The following is a 19922-nucleotide window of genomic DNA, read 5'->3' on the forward strand; positions in this document are numbered from 1 at the left end:
CCGGCACCAAGCAGTAGGAGATTCATCGTGAGCGCAGTCGTCACCCAGTCCGTCCCGTACCTCGACCCGACCATTCCCATCGGCGACCGCGTCGCCGACCTCCTCGCTCGCATGAGCGTCGAGGAGAAGGTGGGGCAGATAATGCAGCTGGATGCCCGGGACGACATCGACGACCACGTGCGGGCCAAGCACGTCGGCTCGATCCTGCACGCCTCCCCGGAGCGGCTGATCCAGGCGCAGGTGCTCACCGCCCAGACCCGGCTGAGGATCCCGCTGATTGTGGGGGAGGACTGCATCCACGGGCACTCGTTCTGGATCGGCGCCACGATCTTTCCCACCCAGCTCGGCATGGCCGCCTCCTGGAACCCGAACCTCATCGAGCAGGTGGCCAGGGCCACGGCTGTGGAGGTCGCGTCGACAGGCATCCACTGGACCTTCTCGCCGGTGCTCTGCATCGCCCGCGACCTGCGCTGGGGCCGCGTCGGTGAAACGTTCGGCGAAGACCCGTTCCTGATCGGGGAGCTGGCCAGCGCGATGGTGCGCGGCTACCAGGGCGACGGGCTCAGCGACCCCACCGCCATCCTGGCCACCGCCAAGCACTTCGCCGGCTACTCGGAGACCCAGGGCGGCCGCGACGCCAGCGAGGCCGACATCTCGCAGCGGAAGCTCCGCTCCTGGTTCCTGCCGCCGTTCGAACGGGTGGCGCGTGAGGGCTGCCGCACGTTCATGCTCGGCTACCAGTCCATCGACGGGGTGCCGATCACCGTGAACGACTGGCTGCTGAACGACGTGTTGCGGGGCGAGTGGGGGTACACCGGCACCCTGATCACCGACTGGGACAACGTGGGCCGGATGGTCTGGGAACAGCAGGTGCAACCCGACTACGCCCACGCCGCCGCGGCCGCCGTTGCCGCCGGCAACGACATGGTGATGACCACGCCGGGCTTCTTCGCCGGAGCGCTCGAGGCCATCGACCTGGGCCTGCTGGCCGAGGCCGACCTGGACGCCGCCGTCGCCCGCATCCTGACCCTGAAGTTCGAGCTGGGCCTGTTCGAGAACCCCCGGCTGCCCGACCCGGCGGCGCAGCAGGCCGTTATCGGCAACGCCGCGCACACCGACCTCAACCTCGAGGTCGCGCGCCAATCGGTGGTGCTGCTGCGGAACGACGGTGTGCTGCCGTTGCCCATCGGCTCTGCGGCAGCCCGCAGGGTCGCCGTGGTCGGTCCACTGATCGACGACGCCCAGACTCAGCTGGGCGACTGGGCCGGGTCGAGCGGCCAGGCCGGCTGGCTGCCGGATGGCCACCCGCGCGAGATGATCACGACTGTGCTCGGCGGGCTGCGGAACCTGCTTCCCGCCGAGTGGGAGCTCACCTCGGCCCGGGGCGCCGACATCCTACGGCTCGCACCCGACCCGGCGGGGGAGTTCTTCCCCGACGGCCAGCCGCGGCCGCAGGTGGTCATCCCCTGCGAGCCCGACGCCGACCTGATCGCCGAGGCGGTCGCGGCCGCCCGCTCGGCCGACTACGTGATCGCCGTCGTCGGCGACCGGGTGGAACTCGTGGGCGAGGGCCGGTCGACCGCGACGCTCGACCTCGTGGGCGGGCAGATCGCCCTGCTCGACGCCCTGGCCGAGACCGGCACCCCGCTGATCGTGGTGCTGATGGCGTCCAAGCCGCTGGTGCTGCCGGCATCCGGTCTGAACGCCGCCGCGGTGATCTGGGTCGCCAGCCCCGGGATGCAGGGTGGCCGGGCCATCGCCGAGGTCGCGCTGGGCCTGGTGGAGCCGTCCGGCCGGCTGCCGATCTCGTTCGCGCGGCACGTGGGCCAGCAGCCCACCTACTACAACCAGATCCGTGGGCAGCACGGCAACCGGTACGCGGACCTGACCCAGGACCCCGCCTACGCCTTCGGCGAGGGCCTCTCCTACACCCGAGTCGACTACTCCGACCTGCGGCTGCAGCAGGACGAGCTGACCCTGGCCGAAACCGTGCGGGCCGAGATCACCCTGCGGAACGCCGGGGACCGGCCCGCGGTCGAAACCGTGCAGGCCTACGTGAGCGACCGGGTCACCTCGGTGAGCTGGGCGGAGAAGGAGCTCAAGGCCTTCACCCAGGTGACGCTTGCCCCGGGGGAGACGGTCACCGTGCAGATCGAGGTGCCCGTTGCCGACTGCAGCCTGGTGGATGCCCGCGGGGATCGGGTGGTGGAGGCCGGGGAGTTCTCGCTGCTGGTGGGTTCCTCCTCCCGTGCCGAGGCGCTGCTGAGCGCCGAGTTCCGGGTAACGGGCTGACGGGTCGCACGCTGAGAAGGAAATAGTGAGCTAAAAAGGTCAGTTTTCGCGATTTGGTCCTTTTTAGCTCACTTTTACCTATTTAGCGGCCGAGGCCGGATCGGGGGCTATGCCAACACTGGAGGGGCTCGGCCCGTGGCGCCGCTTGTTGTGCACAGGGGCTCCGCGGGCTGGTGGTGCAGACCGATGGCTTCAGCTTCCACTCCACGGCCGAGCAACGGCGCATGGACATTGCTCACGATCGGCGGCTCGCCCTGCTGGGCTACACGGTCCTGCGCTACGACTATCGGCAGATCCTGTTCGATTGGCCACGGGTCGAGGCGGAGATCCTCCACGCCATGGCCCAAGGTCTTCACCTCGCCCAGCCGCACATGAGGAGATAGTGGCCACCGCCCGGGGCTATGACGCGCTTCCCGTTGCGGCGGATCGGCTGAAACTCGAGCCTCGGTAGGCTGGGAGCCAACATACGGGGGAACGCATGGAGTCGACGGCAACATCGGGGGCGCGTGGCCCGCGCACTATCAGGACAGCTACGCGGCGTTCGCTGGTCTCACTCGGCCTGGCGTTGGGCGTGACAACGATGTTGTCCTCGTGTGTCCTCCCCGCGGCTAGGCCCCAGGCGTCCGAGCCGCCGGCGGAGCCCGGCATCAGCCGCGAAGCCGCCGCGGAGCTGCTCAACGCCGTGCCGGGACTCAAGCTTTCCGAGGTGGGGTCGCACATTTCCGGACTGAGCACGGAAGCCGTCGTCGAGGTCTACATCGATGATGACGCGTCGATCCTCGCCGAAGGCGTGCTGGACTACGTGTTGCGGGTCGGTTGGGCAACCGAGCTGCCCGATGAGCCCAACCAGATCAGCGTGAAAGTGGTGAACGGCGGCACCCTGCTAGATCTGCAGGACGAGGCGAACACCATCGCCGGAGTCGACCAGACCGCGTTCCCGCGCCTGTTCAGCGTGCACCTGAATCCGGCGGAGTACCTCGGCGGCTGGCCGGGCGCCGTGCCCACCCCGCCCACACCGCCCGCTGTCTAGGCTGTAGCCATGGCCACAGTTCTCCTCGTGCGGCACGGTCGCACCACCGCCAACGCGACCGGCCTGCTGGCCGGGCGCACCGCCGGCGTTCTGCTCGACCAGATCGGCCGTGACCAGGCCGCTGTCACAGGCCGGCGGCTCGCCGCGGTGCCGCTGGTCGGGGTGGTGTCCAGCCCGCTGGAGCGCTGCCGTGAAACCGCGCAGCAGATCATCGACCTCCAGGCCGGCACCGTGCCGACGCCGATCGAGGACGAGCTCTCGGAATGCGACTACGGCGACTGGCAGGGCCGCACCCTCACGGAGCTGTCGCAGGAGAAGCTGTGGTCGGTCGTGCAGACACAGCCGTCCGCCGTCACCTTCCCGAACGGCGAGGCGATGGCCGCGATGCAGGCCAGGTCGGTCGCCGCGATCCGCCGGCACGACGCGGCCTTCGAAGCGACGCACGGTCACAATGCGGTGTGGGTGGCGGTGAGCCACGGCGACATCATCAAGTCGATCCTCGCCGACGCGCTCGGCATGCACCTGGACCTGTTCCAGCGCATCAACGTGGGCCCGGCATCCGTGTCGATCGTGCGCTACGGCAGCACCCGGCCGACCGTGCACGCCACCAACACCGACGCAGGCGACCTCTCCTGGCTCGCCCTGGGCAACGCTCCGGCCGACGCGCCGGTCGGCGGTGGAGCCGGTCATCCGGCGCCCAACGCATCCCGCGCCTAAAATACCTCCATGCCTACAATCGTCCATGAGTTCGCCTGGCCGGATCGGGTCGTCATCGGAACCGTCGGTCTGCCCGGTTCCCGCACGTTCTACCTGCAGGTACGCGCCGGAGCGCGGATCGTCAGTATCGCGCTGGAGAAGCAGCAGTCGGCGCTGCTGGCCGAGAAGATCGACGAGATCCTCGACCAGCTGAGCGCCTACGAGGGCAACCCGTTCAGTATCCCCGCCACCACGCCGATCGAGCTCGTCGACAACGACCCGCTCGACCAGCCCGTCGAGGCGGAATTCCGCACCGCGGCCATGAGCCTGGGCTGGGACCCCTCCACCGTGCAGGTGGTGATGGAGGCGTATTGGTACGACGACGAGAACGCAGACGTCGACCCGGAGGCGCTCGAGCCGAGCGAAAGCCTGGTCGTGCGGATGCCGGTGGGCACCGCCCGGGCGTTTGCCAAGCGCACCCGTGAGGTGGTGGGCGCCGGCCGGCCGATGTGCCCGCTCTGCGGTGAGCCGATCGACCCGGACGGGCACACCTGCCTCCTCTCCGAGATCTGATCGTGCCGGCAGTCGACCTCGTCGCCGGGCACCTCGAGCTCACCGGGCGGATCACGACGGCCTCCAACGCCACCTTCCTCGGTGAGATCGACGGTGTCGCGGTGGTCTACAAACCCATCGCGGGGGAAAGCCCGCTCTGGGACTTCCCCGACGGCAACCTGGCCGGGCGTGAAGCCGCGGCGTACCTGGTGTCGGAGTCGTTCGGCTGGAACATCGTGCCACGCACCTGGCTGCGCGACGGCCCGATGGGCCACGGCATGGTGCAGCTGTGGCAAGACGTGGACCCCGAGCAGGACGCCGTGGACCTGGTGCCGGCCGACAGCGTGCCCGAGTCGGGCTGGCGGCAGGTGCTCGAGGGCCGGGACGAAAATGATCGGGTGGTGGCGCTCATCCACGAGGACTCGGCGGCGCTGCGCCGGATGGCCGTGTTCGACGTCATCGTGAACAACGCCGACCGCAAGGGCGACCACATTCTCGCCATGCCCGGCGGGCACCGGCACGGCGTCGACCACGGCCTCACCTTCCACACCGAGCACAAACTCCGCACCGTGCTCTGGGGTTGGCTCGACGACGACCTGACCGCTGACGAACTGGCCGGCATCGACCGGGTCAGCGAGCAGCTGGCGGGTGAACTCGGCGACGCTCTCGCCGGGCTGCTCACCCCGGCCGAACTGGCGGCCCTGGCCATGCGCTGCGACCGGCTCCGCACCGACGCACGGTTTCCCGCCCCGGCAGGGGAGATGCCCGCGGTGCCCTGGCCGCTGTTCTGACGGCGCCGCAGGGGAGGAGCCCCGGCGCCGACCAGACCGTGGGACCCTAGAGGCATGGACCTTGAGGTATCACCCGCGCTCACGATTCCGGCGACGGAGCTCGGCTGGAAGTTCTCCCGGTCGTCCGGCCCCGGCGGCCAACACGTGAACACGTCGGACAGCCGGGTGCAGGTGTCCTGGAACGTCGCCGAATCCGCGGTGCTCTCCGACGACCAGCGGATGCTGCTGCTCACCCGCCTCGACCGACGCCTGGTCAACGGGACGGTCACCATGGCCGCCTCCGAACAGCGCTCGCAGCTGCGCAATCGTGAGATTGCCCTGGCGAAACTCGCCGAGCTCGTTGCTGAGGGTCTCGCCCCCGATGGTCCGCGCCGCCGGGCGACCAAACCCACCAAGGGCTCCGGCCGCCGGCACCTCGCCGCCAAGCAGCAGCGCTCGGCGACGAAGGCGCAACGTCAGCGGCCATCCGCCGACTGACGCCGGCGGCTACGCCACGGGGGCGCGCATGAACTCGGCGACGATCGGAGCCAGCGCCGCGCCCAGGTCGGCCGGTGGGCGTCTGGCTCCCCGGACTTCGAACGAGTGGTTTGCGCCGTCGATCAACCGGAGCCTCGTCGCGGCGCCGAGTCGGTGCGTGACGGTGGTGAGTTCGTCCGGGCTGCCGAACGGGTCACCCGTTCCCTGCACGAACAGCATCGGCAGGTCGATTCCGTAGAGGTGCTCGTCGCGCATCTTGTCGGGCTTGCCGGGCGGATGCAACGGGTAGCCGAGAAAGACCAGGCCCGCTGCCGGCATCCCCGCTGCCACCGCCATGGAGGCCATCCGCGCACCGAAGGACTTGCCGCCCGCCCACACGGGCAGGCCCGGCGTCAGATCGGCCGCCGCCGCCATGGCCGACCGCCAGGTGTTGATCGCCCGTGGCGCCCGGTCCGGGAGCCGTCGGCCGGCCTCCCGGTACGGAAAGTTGAAGCGCAGGGTCGCCACTCCCGAGTCGTTCAGAGCAGCGCTGAACCCGACGAGGAACGGATGGTCGAAGCTCGACCCCGCGCCCGGTGCCACCACGAGCGTGGCGACCGCGTCGGCCGGGCCGGTGAACCCGCCGGACACCGTGCCGTCTTCGACCCCGATGCGAATGGTCTGCTGCATACGACCTCCCTAGCCGGTGATGACAACCTTGCCGAGCGCGCGTCCCTCGCCGAGGTAGCGCAGCGCCTGCGCCACCTGGTCAAGCGGAAAGGTGCGGTCGATGTGGATGCTCAGTTCGCCGGTGACGCACCGCTCGGCGACGGGCTCGAAGTACGCCGGACCCTCCCTCGCGATGAGCAGCCCCAACCGGCGCCCGGTGACCAGCCCGAGCGCCGCACCGACGGTGACGACCCGCAGCACGCTGCGCACGGTGCCGCCGACACAGAGGTAGCGGCCACCGCGGGCCAGCGCCCGCCGGTAGGCGGACACCGACCGGTGCGCCACGAGGTCGAGGATCAGGTCGAACGGTTCGAGCCGGGTGAAGTCCGACGTGGTGTAGTCGACGACAGCGTCGGCGCCGACCGCGCGCATGAACTCGAGCTTTCTCGCGTTGTCCACGGCGGTCACGTGCGCCCCGGAGAGTTTGGCGAGCTGAATCGCGAACGACCCCGACCCGCCGCCGGCCCCGTTGATGAGCACACGTTGCCCGCGGCGAGCGCGAGCGGTGCCCTGCAGCGCGATCGCGCCGGCCTGGGGCAGCGTCGACGCCTGGGCGAAGGTCAACCCGGCGGGTTTGTGGGCGAGAGCGGCCACCGATGCCACCGCGTACTCGGCGAACCCGCCCAGGAGGCCCATGTTGTCGCCGTACACCTCATCATCCACACGAAACCGGGTGACGCCGGGGCCGACGCCGGCGACCCGCCCGGCGATGTCGGAGCCCAGCACCCGGCGCCGCGGGGCACGCAGCCCGCCGATCCGGGCGTACCCGGGGGATCCGGTCAGCCCCTCCCAATCGGACAGGTTCAGCGAGGTAGCCGCGACCTCGATCAGCACCTGGTTCGCGCCCGGCGATGGCTTCGGTATCTCCTCGACCCTGAGCACGTCCGGCGGCCCGTACCGGTCGTAGACCACGGCCTTCACCGTGGTCGGCGTTCGCGCACGAGGTGCCGGCTACAGGACATGCCGGTCAGTGTACGCGGAGCCGGTGTCGCAGGGACGCCCACCCGCCTGGGCTTTCTGCCCGGCAGGTCTTCAGCTTGCCGGCCGGGTGAACCTAGGCTGGATGCATGGCAGGAAAGCGCGAGCCCAGCGACACGCCGCTCAACGTGGCGCGCTACAAGATCAACCGGGAGACGCCTGCGGCCGACCGCCCCGAGGCCGCCGAGGTAGAAACGAACGAGGCCGGCCAGGCCATGATGGATGCCCGCGCCCAGTACGTGGAGATCTCGATCCAGCAGGCGATGCGGCGCGACGACTTCGACAACCTGCCCGGCACGGGCAAGCCGATCCCCGGGCTCAACGCCCCGTACGACCCGGACTGGTGGATCCGGCAGAAGATCGAGCGGGAGCAGATCACCGGCCTGGGCCCGCCCGCCCTCACCCTGCGCGCCGAAGACGCCGGGCTCGATGCCCGCCTCGACGCCGTGACCGTGGAAAAACAGGTGCGTGAGATCCTCGACGACTTCAATCGCCGGGTGATCGAGGCCCGCCGGCAGCTGCGCGGCGGACCGCCCGTCGTGACGGCGCTGCGTGATGTCGGCGCGGAGGTCCTCCGGTGGAAGGAACGCCGGGAGGCAGAACGAATCGAACGGGAAGCGGCCAGGCAACGTGCAGCCGACGCACTCGCCGCGATGACCTGGCGGGAGCGCCGACGCGCCAAGCGCGAGCGTTGAGGCCGGCCGGCACCGGTGGCATCCTGGCTGCATGACGGATGCGGCCCGATGACGGCGGAGAGCAACGCCGCGGACTTCCAGGCCGGCCTGGAGGTCCTGGCCACCCCGGAGCAACGGCAGAAGTACACCCGGTACTTCCCGAACGACGACTCGTTTATCGGTGTGCGGATGGGCGACCTGTTCGCCCTCGCCGGCCGGGCGCTCGCCATGCCGGTGCCGAGCCTTGAAACCCTGCTGGACAGCCCGATCCACGAGGTGCGGGCGGGTGCCTGCTCGATCATGGGCAAATCGGCGACGCACCGGGCGGCCGGCATCGGTCGGCGCGAGGAACTCTACGACCTGTACCTGCGACGACACGACCGGATCGACACCTGGGACCTGGTGGACCTCGGCGCCGCCCAGGTGGTCGGCGGTTGGCTCGTCGATAAACCACGTGACCCGCTCTACACCCTCGCGTCGTCGTCGTTCTGGCCGGAGCGCCGCACCGCCATGGTCGCGACGGCAGCGTTCCTCCACCGGGGTGACATCACCGACACCCTGCGGTTGGCGGCGCTGCTCGGTGACGACGAGCACGAGCTTGTGCAGAAGGCCACCGGTTGGATGCTGCGCTACCTCGGCGACGTCGACCGCGACGCCCTCATCGGCTTCCTCGACGAGAACGCCACGGTGCTGGCCAGGGCGGCGCTGCGTGCCGCCACCGAGAAGCTCGTTAGGCCGGTTCGGGCCGGTTACCTGGCCGCGGCACGCCACCGCTGAGCCCACGAGCGATCCTCACCCCTACCGCAGCGGCACCTCCACGTCGGCCCCACCTTCTCGGGTGAGCCGTGGACCCATGGTGACCACGGTGGGCGCTGGCACGAAACCGCCGGCGAAGAGGGCCTCGCCCTGTTTGAACCGCGATGCCCGGGCGAGCATCGCCGGCGGCACAAAGCCGAAGATCGTGGCGAGTTCGTCCAGGTCCGTCGGCGACGTCATTTTCATGAGCGCCAGGTTGTCGCACTGCGACATGATGCTCGGATGCACCCGGGACGGCCGCTGGGTGGACAGCAGCAGCCAGAGGCCGAATTTGCGCCCTTCCGCCGCGATCTGCACGATCCTCTCCCGCACCGCCACGTGCAACGGGCTGGTCTGGTCGGGTGAACAGAAGTTGTGCGCCTCGTCGATCACGATCAGAAGCGGACGCCGCTGCTCCCGCTTCGCCCAGAGGTCGTCGAGCACCGCCAGGGCCACGACCAGCGATTCCTCCGGATTGGCGAAGCCGCCGAGGTCGAGGACGGTCGCATCGGGCCGGGTCTCCAGGATGTCGGTGACAGCGGCTAGGCCCTGCGCCCAGACGTCCCAGTCGGTCACTCGAAGGTTCTCGGTGCGCGCCGCCAGGTCCCGTGCCTCCGGGGTACCCCGTGCCCGAAGACCAGGGACGATCTTCGTCGGATCGACCAGTCCCACGGTGTCCTCGATGTGCATCAGTTCGTTGTGCTCGGCACGATCATCGAGCGGATCGAGGCGAAAGACGGCAGCCTTCGCCCGCATTGACAGGTCGAGAAATCGAACCCGGAGTGCGTCCGGGCTCGGCGAAGTCGGGCGCAGCACACGGATGTCCCTGGCGGCCAACGCGCGCCGGGCATCCGTTGTTGCGCCCGCGGGATGCGCCTGTCGCATGTGCACAAAATCAGCGTTCGGATCAAAGATAACCATGGGCATGGCTGTGTGGATCAGCAGCTGCTCCAACACCACGCCCAGGGCGTAGGTCTTGCCCGATCCGCTCTGCCCGCACCAGAAGGTGTGCCGGTTGAAACGGTGGGCGAGCAGCCGGGCCGGGGTGTCCGGAGACGCCAGGAACGAGCCGATGGGCAGGGACCCAGTGGCATCACCGTAGAGCAATTCGGTCGTGCGGGCATCCGCCGGATGGAGCGTGGCCGACCCGAACGCAACGGAACGTCTCACATCGAGGTGACCGCCGTCGTGGGTGAGCAGGCCGAGAATGCGACCGGAGCCGTGCGGGGCACCGCCGATCGTGAAGCTGGCCTTTTCTACCTGGCCGAGCTGCCGCACCTGGCCGGGGGAGGCCAGCACCACCAGGCCTCCCGGTTCGTACACGGACTCAGTGGCGCCGACGAACTGGAAGTGCCGGCCGTCAATCGACGCTGCGGTAGGGGTTTCCGGCGGAGCAGTGTCTGCATGTGTCATGGGTGGCCCTTCGTGGGTGGGGGTGACGTCGCTGGCTTCAGCGGCAGCGTAATGCCGTTCCGCCTGCGTGGGCGGATGGTGGTTGCCTGACCTGTGAGTCGGCGGTGCCGACGCCCCTGCCGAGCAGCCGCGACAAAGCTGCCGCTGGCCGGAACCGACGCGTGCACGTTTCGGGATCGGTGCAGACGAGATACTGTCTCTGCCACCGCCTCGATCACCGGTCCGATGGCGCAGCGACAGGAGAATCGGATGAGCCGGCCTGCACCCATCAGCTGGTTACTCCGGCACCCGGTCGCCAACGCCGAGTCGCGAGAATCAGCCGCGCTGCTGGTGGCCGCGGCCGTCTTCTTCGCGGGCGGGTCAGCGGCGGCGCTCACCTTCCGGGGTCAGGACGTGCCGATCGCGGGCCCCGGATCGATCGGGCAGTTCGTGGCCCTGGCGGGCGCCGTCACAGCGGTCCTGATCTTCATCGCGACCCGGGTGGTCATGCAAGCCAGCCGGGCCGCGGGAACCCTCCTGGACCCCGGGCCGTCAAAGTCCGGCGCGCTCCTGCAGTGGTACGACATCGGTGCGCTGGCGCTGGCGCACGGGGTGATCGCACTGTTGGCCTGGCTCGCCGGTGCGGGGCTGCTGAGCCGCAGTTTCATCGGCGCCGTCGTCTTCTCCGTGCCCGCGATACTGCTCGCAGCGGTCGCCGTCGCGCTCACCGCGTACAGCGTCTTCCTGTCCGCCGTCGGCCTGACACCGATCCTGATGTCTGTGCTCCTGGCCGTGTTCGTGGTGGTGGGCACTTTTGCGAGCATGCTGACTGCCAGCGATCCACTGTGGTGGCAAGAGAACCTCAGCACCCTCGGTATCTCCGACGACATCTCGGCGTTGGCCTTCAACCTCACAGTCCTGATCGCGGGGGTCATCGTCACCACATTGGCCCACTACGCGACCGCGGCTCTCCCGGCCGACACGCGAGCAGAGGTCCGGGGCCGCGCGCTCGTTCGAGGGGCGCTGGTACTGCTCGGCGTGTTGTTGGCCTGCGTGGGACTGTTCCCGCTGGATCAGAACAGGGTGGCTCACAATGTCTCCGCCACCGGGATGCTCGTGGTGTTCATCACCGTGGTCCTCTGCCTGCGGTCGTGGATTCCAGCCATCCCGCGCGTCTTCCTCTATCTGGGCTACGTCTACGTGGGCATCATCGTCGTGCTCGCCCTCTGGTTCGTGACCGGATATTACACCCTCACCGCCGTCGAACTGGTGGCCTTCCTGCTGATCTTCAGCTGGCTCATCGTGTTCCTCCGTCACACCGGCACGATGCTGCCCGGCGAGAAGGGAGTCCGCGCTGATGGTGCAGTCCCACACGGTTAGCCGTCCGTTCCTCGGCGGCTTCGTAACCGAGGCGTCGGTCTACGGCACGATCCTGGTGAGCGGCATGATCGTGGTCGCCGGCGGCTACGGGGCCACGTCCTGGCAGACGTTCCTCGGCGTGATCGGCACTGTGATCGTGTTCTGGGCTGCGCACGTCTACGCCGGCGCTTTGGTGGAGTACGGCGTCAACAAGACCGAGGATCCGAGCATGGGCACCGCCGTGCGGCTCTCCCTCCGGCATTCTCTGGGGTTCCTCACCTCTGCGGTGCCGCCGTCGATCGTGCTGTTGCTCGGGGCGTTGCGGGCGGTTCCCGACGACGTGGCGGTGTGGATCGCCCTGTGGCTCGGTGTGGTCATTCTCGGCGCACTCGGCTATAGCGCATTCGCCCTGCGGGGCAGCCCGTGGCCGATCCGGATCCTCGGCTGCGTGGGCACCGCGGGGCTGGGGGTCGCCATGATTCTGCTGAAGGTGGTGGTGCACTAAGACCCGGTGCGCCTACGAGTCGGTGCGCCGCCGGGCCCTGAGCACTACTTTGACCAGCTCACTGAGCAGCAGCAGCAGCACGGCCGGCGCCAGGCAGATGGCCCACTGCATGCCGGTGAGCGTCACGGTGCCGAACAGGTCCTGGAGCACCCGAAGCTGGGTGATCAGCATCGAACCCACCACCGCCCAGGCGAACGCCCAGAGCAGCTTGGGGTTCGATACGGTGGAGGCCCCGAAGGCGCTCTGGGTGGGGTAGCGCAGGTCGAGCGCCACACTGATATTCATCAGGCCCAGGCCCACAATGGCCATGGTCTGGCCGACGATGAGGTTCTCGTAGCTGGTCTTGCCGATCTGCACCAGGACCAGGGTCGCCGCGGCCATGTACAGACCGGTGATGAGCAGCCGCACCATCATCGAGCGCACGATGATCGGCTGGTTGAACGGGCGCGGTTTCTTGTCCATGATGCCGGGGGTGGAGAGGTCCAGCCCCATGACGGCTCCGATGGGCGCGACGATCGCCATGTGGATCCAGAGCACCTGGGCCGGGCTGAGCAGCGCGGTGCCGGCGATCGCGAACACCGACGAGCCGATGAACGCGAGAATGAACATGTACAGGTTGGCGACCTGAATGCGGATGAACTTCTGCAGGTTGTCGTACACCAGCCGGCCCTGCTCCACCGCGGAGACGATGGTGGCGAAGTTGTCGTCGGCGAGGATCATCTTCGCCGCCCCCTTGGCCACGTCGGTTCCGGTGATGCCCATGGCGATGCCGATGTCGGCCGCGGCGATGGCGGGCGCGTCGTTCACCCCGTCGCCGGTCATGGCCACGATGTTGCCCCGGCGCTTGAGCACCTCCACCAACCGCACCTTGTGCTCCGGCGCCACCCGGGCGATCACACCGATGGTGTCCACCTGGCTGTCGGCCTCCGCGTCGGTCATGGCCGCGAATTCGGTGCCGGTCACCGCCCGGCCGGGGATGCCCAGTTCGTCGGCGATGGCCGCGGCGGTGACGGCGTGGTCACCGGTGATCATCCGCACCCGGATGCCGGCCCGCTGGGCCTCGGCGATCGCGACAACCGCTTCGGCGCGCGGCGGGTCGACCTCGCCGATCAGCGCGCACAGTTCGAGGTTCTGCATCAGGGCCATCAGGTCGCCGGCCGGGTCGAAGGTGTCGGGGTCGAACTCCCGTTGCGCCAGCGCCAGCACCCGCCGGCCCTGCCCGGCGATGCGGGTGTTCTCGGCGAGGACCTTGCCGCGGTCCTCCTCCGTGAGCGGTGCGGCGCGACCGCCGGGCATCCGGCCGGATGACGAACGCCCCAGGAGTACGTCGGGCGCTCCCTTCACGTAGGCCCGGATGACGGCGTTCCCATCGGCGCCTGGCATGCGGTGGAAGGTGGCCATGAACTTGTAGTCGGAGTCGAACGGCACCGATGCGACCCGCGGGTTGTTCCGGCGGAACTCCCGCACGTCGACGCCGCCCTTCTGCGCGAGCACGTACAGGGCCGCCTCGGTGGGGTCACCGACCACCTCGCCGTTCTGGATGTCGGAGTCGTTGCACAGCGCGCAGGAGAACATCACGTAGTCGAGGTCGATTTCCGCTTCTCCGCTGGTGCGGTTGACCTGGCCGTCGAAGCTATAGCCCTCCCCGGTCACTGTGTAGTGGTGCTGCACGGTGGTGATCTCGCGCACGGTCATCTGGTTGAGGGTGAGGGTGCCGGTCTTGTCGGAGTTGATTGCGGAGGTGGACCCCAGGGTCTCCACGGCGGGCAGCACCTTCATGATGGCGTTCTTCTTGGCCATGTTCACCGACCCCACCGACAGGATGGTGGTGACCACGGCGGGCAGTGCGTCGGGGATCGAGCCCACGGCGAGCGCCACGCCGATGCCGAACAGCACCGTGAACGATTCGCCCTGGATCAGGCCCAGCACCACGATCACCAGGAACGCGAACAGGGCAGCGAAGATGATGAACAGCGTCAGCCGGTCGACCTGACGGGTGAGCGGGGTCTTCACCACCTTCTGCTCCGCCAAGAGATTGGCGATGTGACCCACCTCGGATCCCATGCCCGTGGTGGTCACCACAATCTCACCGTGCCCCCGGGTGACGTTGGTGTTCATGAAGACCAGGTTGACGCGGTCGCCGAGCGGCACGTCGGGCCGGTTGATGATCTCCGCGTTCTTCTCCACCGCCACGCTCTCACCGGTGAGAGCGCCCTCCTCGACCTGCAGGGTCGCCGCGACGAGCACCCGGCCGTCCGCGGGCACCCGGTCACCGGCATCCACCACCACGATGTCACCTGGCACGATCTCGTCGGCGGGCACTTCGAGGATGCCGCCGTCGCGGCGCACCTTGGCCACGGACCGCATCATGCTGCCCAGCGAGGCCGCGGCCTGCTCGGCCTTGCTCTCCTGGTGGTAGCCCAACCAGGCATTGAACAGGGTGAGCAGGAAGAGCCCGATGGCTGTGCCGTACTCGCCGATCAGCAGGCTCACCCCGGCCGCGACGACGAGCACGATCTGCATGTAGTCCCGGTAGTGCTTGACGAACCGTTTCCAGGTGGGCTCCGCCTTCAACTCGGCCAGAATGTTCGGGCCGTACTGCTGCAACCGTTGCCGAGCCTCGGCGTCGCTCAGCCCCTCGGCCGGGCGCACGCCCAACCGGGTCGCTGCCTCCCCGGCGGGCAGGGCGTGCCAGGCCGTGTCAGCGGGGGCCGTCGCCGCGGCTGTTCGGGAACTGTCGGTCATGGGGTCCTCCTTAACCAGAGCGTGGCCTGAACGTCTCTAGAACGGCGTGGGAATGTGCCGCAAGGTCAGCTTCGGTTCTTCGTAGTCGCCGGGCTTCTGCCTGGCCGGCAGCTTGACCGCCGCCGCAGGTTCGGTCTCGTAGGGCACTTGGGCGAGCAGATGGCTGATGATGTTGAGCCGGCCGCGTCTCTTCACGTCGGTGTTCGCGATGTACCACGGCGCCCCACCGACATCCGTGGCCTGGAACATGGCGTCTCTGGCCCTGGAATAGTCGTACCAGCGGGCGTACGACTCCACGTCCATCGAGGACAGTTTCCACGTCTTCCGCGGATCGTTGATGCGGCTCTCCAACCGCCGGGTCTGTTCCTCTTCGCTCACCTCGAGCCAATACTTGAGCAGAATGATGCCGGAGTCGACCATGGCCCGCTCGACCAGCGGCGCCAGCCGCAGAAAATCGTCGGTCTGTTCCGGGGTGCAGAAACCCATCACCCGTTCAACACCGGCCCGGTTGTACCAGCTGCGGTCGAAGATGACCACCTCGCCGGCCGCCGGGAAATGAGCCAGATAGCGCTGCATGTACATCTGGGACTTCTCCCGCTCGGTGGGGGAGGGCAACGCCACCACCCTGAACACCCGCGGGCTGACCCGCTCCACGATGCGCTTGATCGTGCCGCCCTTGCCGGCCGTGTCTCGGCCCTCGAACACAATGCAGATCTTGGCGCCGGTGCGCTTCACCCACTCCTGCATGGCGACCAACTCGCCCTGAAGGGTGGCCAGCTCGGCCTCGTACTGCTTGCGGCCCAGCTTGCCACCGGCTTGGGTGCCGGATGCCGGGTCCGCGTTCTTGCCTGGGTTCTTCTTCTTGTCGGCCACGACTGGCCCTCCCTGCTGACCACCCCGGTGGGGCCCGTGCTCCACAGTGTTGCCCGGGGCGGCCGCACGGTCAACCGACCGCGACCTGCCCCGACGCCAGGGCGATGCCCCACTCGTGGGCCCTGGCCAGCTCGTCGTCGGCGAGCGGCCCCGCCATTCCGCTGACGAGAAAGCTCTCCCGGCCGGTGAAGATCGACTGGCGCCGCATCCGCTTTTCGATCACCTTCGCGGCGGAGCCGGAGAAGAACCCCCGGCCGGCGACGGTGTCAAATGCCGCGACACGGCGTCCGGGCTGGCCGGGCAGGGCCGCGAGCCATTCCGCGACGCCGGCGACCACGGGGCGGGCGCCCTTGGCCGCGGCTTGCGCGCGCGACGCCGGCCCGGGCAGGCCCATGTTGTGAGTGGGTGCACCGACCAGCAGCAGGTCCACGCCCTCGGTGGTCGGCGCCGCGGCGGCGTCGACGACGGTGACGTCGGCTCCGCGAGAGCGCAACCCGGCGGCGATGGCGTCGGCGACGCGACCGGTGTTGCCGAAACAGGACTCGATGACGATCAGCACGTTCATAGGAGCTCCTCGGGTGTGCTGCACGGTGCGGCGATCGGGTCAGGTGAGATCAGTCCGCGGGACCGATCAGAATGCTACTCAGGATACGGCGGCACTATCGCGGCGATGCTCGGCGCAGTGCAACAGGGCTGATCCTGCCGTGCCGCCCGAGGGTAGCCATCTCTCGCACGCGGGTCGATGATGCTTTGGTGACGGGTATGGGCGTCGTGATCGGACCCGGGTCGTGAACCCGGCATCCCGGCGCGTCCAGCGCATCTACCTGGTTCTGCTGCTCGGCAACACCCTGGCGGCCTCGTTCATCTGGGGCATCAACACGCTGTTCCTGCTCGACGCCGGGCTGAGCAACTTTGAGGCGTTCGCCGCGAACGCGTTCTTCACCGCGGGCATGGTGATCTTCGAGATCCCCACCGGGGTGGTTGCCGATACCGTGGGACGCAAAGCCTCCTATCTGCTCGGCACCATCACGCTTTCGGTCACCACGGCGCTCTACTGGCTGCTCTGGCTCTGGAACTCGCCCTTCGTGTGGTGGGCCATCGTGTCGGTGCTCCTGGGGCTGGGCTTCACGTTCTTCTCCGGCGCGGTGGAGGCCTGGCTGGTGGACGCGCTCACGTCGACCGGGTACACCGGCAGCCTGGAGGCCGTGTTCGGGCGGGGACTGGTCGTGACCGGGATCGCGATGTTCGCCGGCTCGGTGCTGGGTGGGGTGATCGCTCAGGCCACCAACCTCGGCGTGCCGTTCCTGGTGCGCGCCGGCGTGCTGGTGGTCATGTTCGTCTACGCCTTCGCCGTGATGAAAGACCTGGGGTTCGCCCCTGACCATTCCCGGGGACCACTCAAGGCGACCCGCACCGTGCTGACCGAGTCGGTGGAGCACGGGCTCAAGCGCCGTTCGGTGCGCTACATGATCCTCTCCGCACCGTTCGCTTCCGGCGTCGGGTTCTACGCCTTCTACGCGCTGCAGCCGTACCTGCTCGAGCTCTACGGCGACCCGTCCGCGTACTCCATCGCCGGTCTGGCCGCGGCGATCCTATCGCTGGCGCAGGTGGCCGGCGGTGTGCTCGCGCCCCGCATCCGCAACCTGTTCGCCAAGCGCACCAGCGCCGTGATCGGGGCGTCCCTGCTCAGCGTGCTCTCGCTCGTGGTGCTCGGCGTGAACAGCCTGTTCTGGCTGGCCGTGGTCTTCCTGATGGTCTGGGGATTCGTGTTCGCGGTCGCCGAACCGGTGCGGCAGGCCTACCTCAACGACATGATCCCGTCGAAGCAGCGCGCCACGGTGCTCTCGTTCGACTCGCTGTTCGGCAGCCTGGGCGGCGTGTTCATTCAGCCGGCACTCGGCCGCTCCGCGGACATCTGGGGCTACGGCACGTCGCTGGTCATCGGCGGTCTGGTGGAGCTCATCGGCGTTCCGATCATGCTCGCCAGTCGGCGCCAGAACGATCCCGCCGACACCAGGAACGTGCGAACGGATGCCGCCGGGGCACAGTGAGTCGGCGTCCGCACCTCACCATGGGAGGCAGATCCCCGCTCGCCGACCCGGCTTGGCGTGACGCGGCCACACCGATAACGTGATTGGCAGGGCTGCACCGCTGCCGCCGACCGAATGAAAGCGGACCACAAATGTCGATGACCCCTGACCTCGCTGCCCGAGACCTGCTGCCGCTGCTGGAGGCTCAGAATGCCTCGATCGGTTTCACCCGTTTCGACCACGACGATGCCTATCGGCTCGGCACCGCCCTGATGGCGCGCGCCGCCACCGACGACCTGAGGATCACCGTGACGATGAGCTTCGGCGAGCAGCGGGTCTTCCATGCCGCTCGCCCGGGCACGACGGCGGACAATGACGAGTGGCTGGCCAGGAAGTTCCGCGTGGTCGCCCGGTACAACGCGCCGTCCTTCCTGATCAGCACGAAGTACCGGGCCAGGGGCGTCGACTTCAATGAGGCGACGGGCCTGCCTGTTTCCGACTTCGCGGCGGCCGGTGGCGCCTTCCCGCTGCGGGTGAACGGCTCCCTGATCGGCGCCGTCGGGGTGTCGGGCCTGGTCGAGAACCTCGACCACGACCTGGTGGTCTGGGCTCTGGAAGCCGCCCAGCGGGCAGCGCTCGGCTCGACCGAGTGACGTTTCGGCCGCACCGCGTGACAAGGAGAAAGTGACCCTATAAGGACTGGATGGCCTGGGGTGACCCGCTCGTGCCGGACAGTGTTCCTGATCATTTTATTAGGCCGCTGCCGGGGTGGCTTTGGCGGTGTCTGCCGGGTTGGTGAGCTTGGCGAGAGCTTGGGCTGGAGTCTTATAGCCGAGGCTCTGGTGCCGGCGTCGGGTGTTGTAGTGCCCGATGTATTTCACGACCTCGTGGGTCGCGGCGCGGCGGGTGGTGAAGGTGAGTCGTTCGTTTTTTAGTTTGGAGAAGAACGACTCGGCAACGGCGTTATCCCAGCACTGCATATTCGCACCCATCGAACGACGGATGCCGTACTTGCCGCAGTACTTCGCGAAGCTTTTCGCCCGGTATTGCGAGCCGTGATCGGAGTGGAAGATCGCTCCGGTCGCAACGTGACCGCTCGCTCGCGCCCGGTCCATCGCTCGGACAATCAGGCCCACGGTCTGTCGTTTCCCGGTCGCGTATCCGAGTACTGCCCGGGAGGCCAGATCGATCACCGTCGCAACATAGAGCCATCCCTCACGCGTGTGAACATAGGTGATGTCGCCGACCAGGATCGCTCCCGGGGTGAGGCTGCTGAAAAGTCGGTTTACCAAGTCGACCGGATCGACCGCACGGCTGCTGCGTTGATTGGCTTTCTTGAACGCCGCCTCGGCAAACAGTGGGATCAACCCCAGTTCGCGCATCCGCGAGGCCACCGTTTTGCGGTCAACGACCACACCATCGGCATGCAGCTCGGCGGTCACCTTGCGATACCCCGCCGACCGCTCCGACGCCGCGAACGCGCACAGCACCTTCGCAGCGAGTTCGTCGCGGCGCTGAACCATCGGTGACGGTTCGCGGCTGACCCAGTCGTAGTAGCCGGAGCGAGACACCCCCAATTTCTCGCACAAATACGACACCGGTAAGTCCGCCTTCAACCGGTCGATCACAACGAATCGTTGTCCTCGCGATCGAGTTCCCGGAAGAAGGCGTTCGCTTTTTTTAGGAACTCCACATCCCGCTGCAGCCGCGCATTCTCCTTCTCCAGATCCCGGATCCGCTCCCCTTGCTGCCGCGACAACGCCCGTTCCGGGTCGATCTTGTTCAACCGGGCCTGGTTCACCCACGCCCACAACGTCTTATCCGAGATACCCAACTCAGCCGCCACCTGCGTGATGGGCCGCCGCGTTGACGTCACCATCTCGACAGCGTCCCTACGTTCCTTGTTCGTGAACTTCCGATGAGGACCGGACTTCCGCACTGTTCCCATGATTTCATCCAATCAAATTAGGAACACTGTCCGGAAGCCCCGGGTCACCCCAGCCCCAGTCTCCTTATTTGTCTTCG

Annotated in this window: 21 protein-coding genes; 13 read left to right on the forward strand and 8 right to left on the reverse strand. The window is 68.2% G+C overall.

Annotated elements, in window-relative coordinates; translation table 11 throughout:
* The first annotated feature begins 27 nt into the window (after window positions 1-27).
* From ACEN2M_RS03340 to arfB, 7 genes are all read left to right on the forward strand, one after another.
* Complete coding sequence (locus tag ACEN2M_RS03340; RefSeq protein WP_441646709.1) at window positions 28-2292, forward strand: glycoside hydrolase family 3 N-terminal domain-containing protein; 2265 nt, start codon at window positions 28-30, stop codon at window positions 2290-2292.
* Window positions 2293-2465: 173 nt separating this feature from the next.
* A complete protein-coding gene (locus ACEN2M_RS03345) occupies window positions 2466-2675 on the forward strand; it encodes a DUF559 domain-containing protein (RefSeq protein WP_441646710.1) in 210 nt (69 codons plus the stop codon).
* A 197-nt stretch (window positions 2676-2872) separates the two neighbouring features.
* Window positions 2873-3322 (forward strand): hypothetical protein, encoded by a 450-nt coding sequence (locus tag ACEN2M_RS03350; RefSeq protein ID WP_441646711.1) that lies wholly within the window; start codon window positions 2873-2875, stop codon window positions 3320-3322.
* 9 nt (window positions 3323-3331) lie between these two features.
* Window positions 3332-4039: a histidine phosphatase family protein gene (locus ACEN2M_RS03355; protein ID WP_441646712.1), complete on the forward strand. Its 708-nt coding sequence runs from the start codon at window positions 3332-3334 to the stop codon at window positions 4037-4039.
* A 9-nt stretch (window positions 4040-4048) separates the two neighbouring features.
* Window positions 4049-4591 (forward strand): DUF3090 domain-containing protein, encoded by a 543-nt coding sequence (locus tag ACEN2M_RS03360; protein WP_441646713.1) that lies wholly within the window; start codon window positions 4049-4051, stop codon window positions 4589-4591.
* 2 nt (window positions 4592-4593) lie between these two features.
* Complete coding sequence (locus ACEN2M_RS03365) at window positions 4594-5361, forward strand: SCO1664 family protein (RefSeq protein WP_441646714.1); 768 nt, start codon at window positions 4594-4596, stop codon at window positions 5359-5361.
* Between the two features lie 54 nt (window positions 5362-5415).
* Window positions 5416-5838 carry an alternative ribosome rescue aminoacyl-tRNA hydrolase ArfB gene (arfB, locus tag ACEN2M_RS03370; RefSeq protein WP_441646715.1) on the forward strand — a complete coding sequence of 141 codons (423 nt, stop codon included), beginning with the start codon at window positions 5416-5418 and terminating at the stop codon, window positions 5836-5838.
* 9 nt (window positions 5839-5847) lie between these two features.
* Here arfB and ACEN2M_RS03375 read toward each other — a convergent pair whose 3' ends face one another.
* Both ACEN2M_RS03375 and ACEN2M_RS03380 read right to left on the reverse strand, forming a co-directional pair.
* Window positions 5848-6507 carry an alpha/beta hydrolase family protein gene (locus ACEN2M_RS03375; RefSeq protein ID WP_441646716.1) on the reverse strand — a complete coding sequence of 220 codons (660 nt, stop codon included), beginning with the start codon at window positions 6505-6507 and terminating at the stop codon, window positions 5848-5850.
* Between the two features lie 9 nt (window positions 6508-6516).
* Window positions 6517-7458 (reverse strand): NAD(P)-dependent alcohol dehydrogenase, encoded by a 942-nt coding sequence (locus ACEN2M_RS03380; RefSeq protein WP_441646717.1) that lies wholly within the window; start codon window positions 7456-7458, stop codon window positions 6517-6519.
* A 155-nt stretch (window positions 7459-7613) separates the two neighbouring features.
* On the opposite strand from ACEN2M_RS03380, the gene ACEN2M_RS03385 reads away from it, so the two are divergent.
* On the forward strand, window positions 7614-8219 hold the full coding sequence (locus tag ACEN2M_RS03385) for a J-domain-containing protein (protein ID WP_441646718.1): 606 nt from the start codon (window positions 7614-7616) through the stop codon (window positions 8217-8219).
* Between the two features lie 48 nt (window positions 8220-8267).
* Window positions 8268-8975, forward strand: coding sequence for a DNA alkylation repair protein (locus ACEN2M_RS03390; protein ID WP_441646719.1), 708 nt, complete (start codon window positions 8268-8270; stop codon window positions 8973-8975).
* A gap of 21 nt (window positions 8976-8996) precedes the next feature.
* On the opposite strand, the gene ACEN2M_RS03395 is transcribed toward ACEN2M_RS03390, so the two are convergent.
* On the reverse strand, window positions 8997-10406 hold the full coding sequence (locus ACEN2M_RS03395) for an ATP-binding protein (protein WP_441646720.1): 1410 nt from the start codon (window positions 10404-10406) through the stop codon (window positions 8997-8999).
* Window positions 10407-10655: 249 nt separating this feature from the next.
* On the opposite strand from ACEN2M_RS03395, the gene ACEN2M_RS03400 reads away from it, so the two are divergent.
* Both ACEN2M_RS03400 and ACEN2M_RS03405 read left to right on the forward strand, forming a co-directional pair.
* On the forward strand, window positions 10656-11765 hold the full coding sequence (locus tag ACEN2M_RS03400; protein ID WP_441646721.1) for a DUF998 domain-containing protein: 1110 nt from the start codon (window positions 10656-10658) through the stop codon (window positions 11763-11765).
* A complete protein-coding gene (locus ACEN2M_RS03405; RefSeq protein ID WP_441646722.1) occupies window positions 11743-12249 on the forward strand; it encodes a hypothetical protein in 507 nt (168 codons plus the stop codon). The genes ACEN2M_RS03400 and ACEN2M_RS03405 overlap by 23 nt, the downstream gene beginning before the upstream one ends.
* A gap of 12 nt (window positions 12250-12261) precedes the next feature.
* Here the strand turns inward: ACEN2M_RS03405 and ACEN2M_RS03410 are convergent, their stop codons facing one another.
* The 3 genes from ACEN2M_RS03410 to ACEN2M_RS03420 form a co-directional block, all read right to left on the reverse strand.
* A complete protein-coding gene (locus ACEN2M_RS03410; RefSeq protein ID WP_441646723.1) occupies window positions 12262-14994 on the reverse strand; it encodes a cation-translocating P-type ATPase in 2733 nt (910 codons plus the stop codon).
* Between the two features lie 36 nt (window positions 14995-15030).
* On the reverse strand, window positions 15031-15867 hold the full coding sequence (gene ppk2, locus ACEN2M_RS03415) for a polyphosphate kinase 2 (protein ID WP_441646724.1): 837 nt from the start codon (window positions 15865-15867) through the stop codon (window positions 15031-15033).
* Between the two features lie 70 nt (window positions 15868-15937).
* Window positions 15938-16432, reverse strand: coding sequence for a flavodoxin family protein (locus ACEN2M_RS03420; protein ID WP_441646725.1), 495 nt, complete (start codon window positions 16430-16432; stop codon window positions 15938-15940).
* Window positions 16433-16655: 223 nt separating this feature from the next.
* Between ACEN2M_RS03420 and ACEN2M_RS03425 the strand changes: the two genes are divergently transcribed.
* Together ACEN2M_RS03425 and ACEN2M_RS03430 are read left to right on the forward strand one after the other, a co-directional pair.
* A complete protein-coding gene (locus ACEN2M_RS03425; protein WP_441646726.1) occupies window positions 16656-17918 on the forward strand; it encodes an MFS transporter in 1263 nt (420 codons plus the stop codon).
* Window positions 17919-18049: 131 nt separating this feature from the next.
* The gene (locus tag ACEN2M_RS03430) at window positions 18050-18550 is read left to right on the forward strand and encodes a heme-degrading domain-containing protein (RefSeq protein ID WP_441646727.1); all 501 of its coding nucleotides are present in this window, start codon (window positions 18050-18052) and stop codon (window positions 18548-18550) included.
* Window positions 18551-18649: 99 nt separating this feature from the next.
* Here the strand turns inward: ACEN2M_RS03430 and ACEN2M_RS03435 are convergent, their stop codons facing one another.
* Window positions 18650-19525, reverse strand: a complete 876-nt coding sequence (locus tag ACEN2M_RS03435; protein WP_441646728.1) for an IS3 family transposase — start codon at window positions 19523-19525, stop codon at window positions 18650-18652.
* Window positions 19522-19845 carry a transposase gene (locus ACEN2M_RS03440; protein WP_441646729.1) on the reverse strand — a complete coding sequence of 108 codons (324 nt, stop codon included), beginning with the start codon at window positions 19843-19845 and terminating at the stop codon, window positions 19522-19524. Before ACEN2M_RS03440 ends, ACEN2M_RS03435 begins: the two co-directional genes overlap by 4 nt.
* Window positions 19846-19922: the final 77 nt, after the last annotated feature.

The sequence above is a fragment of the Cryobacterium sp. W22_MBD10_FK3 genome (genome assembly GCF_052113745.1).
Classification (GTDB): Bacteria; Actinomycetota; Actinomycetes; order Actinomycetales; family Microbacteriaceae; genus Cryobacterium.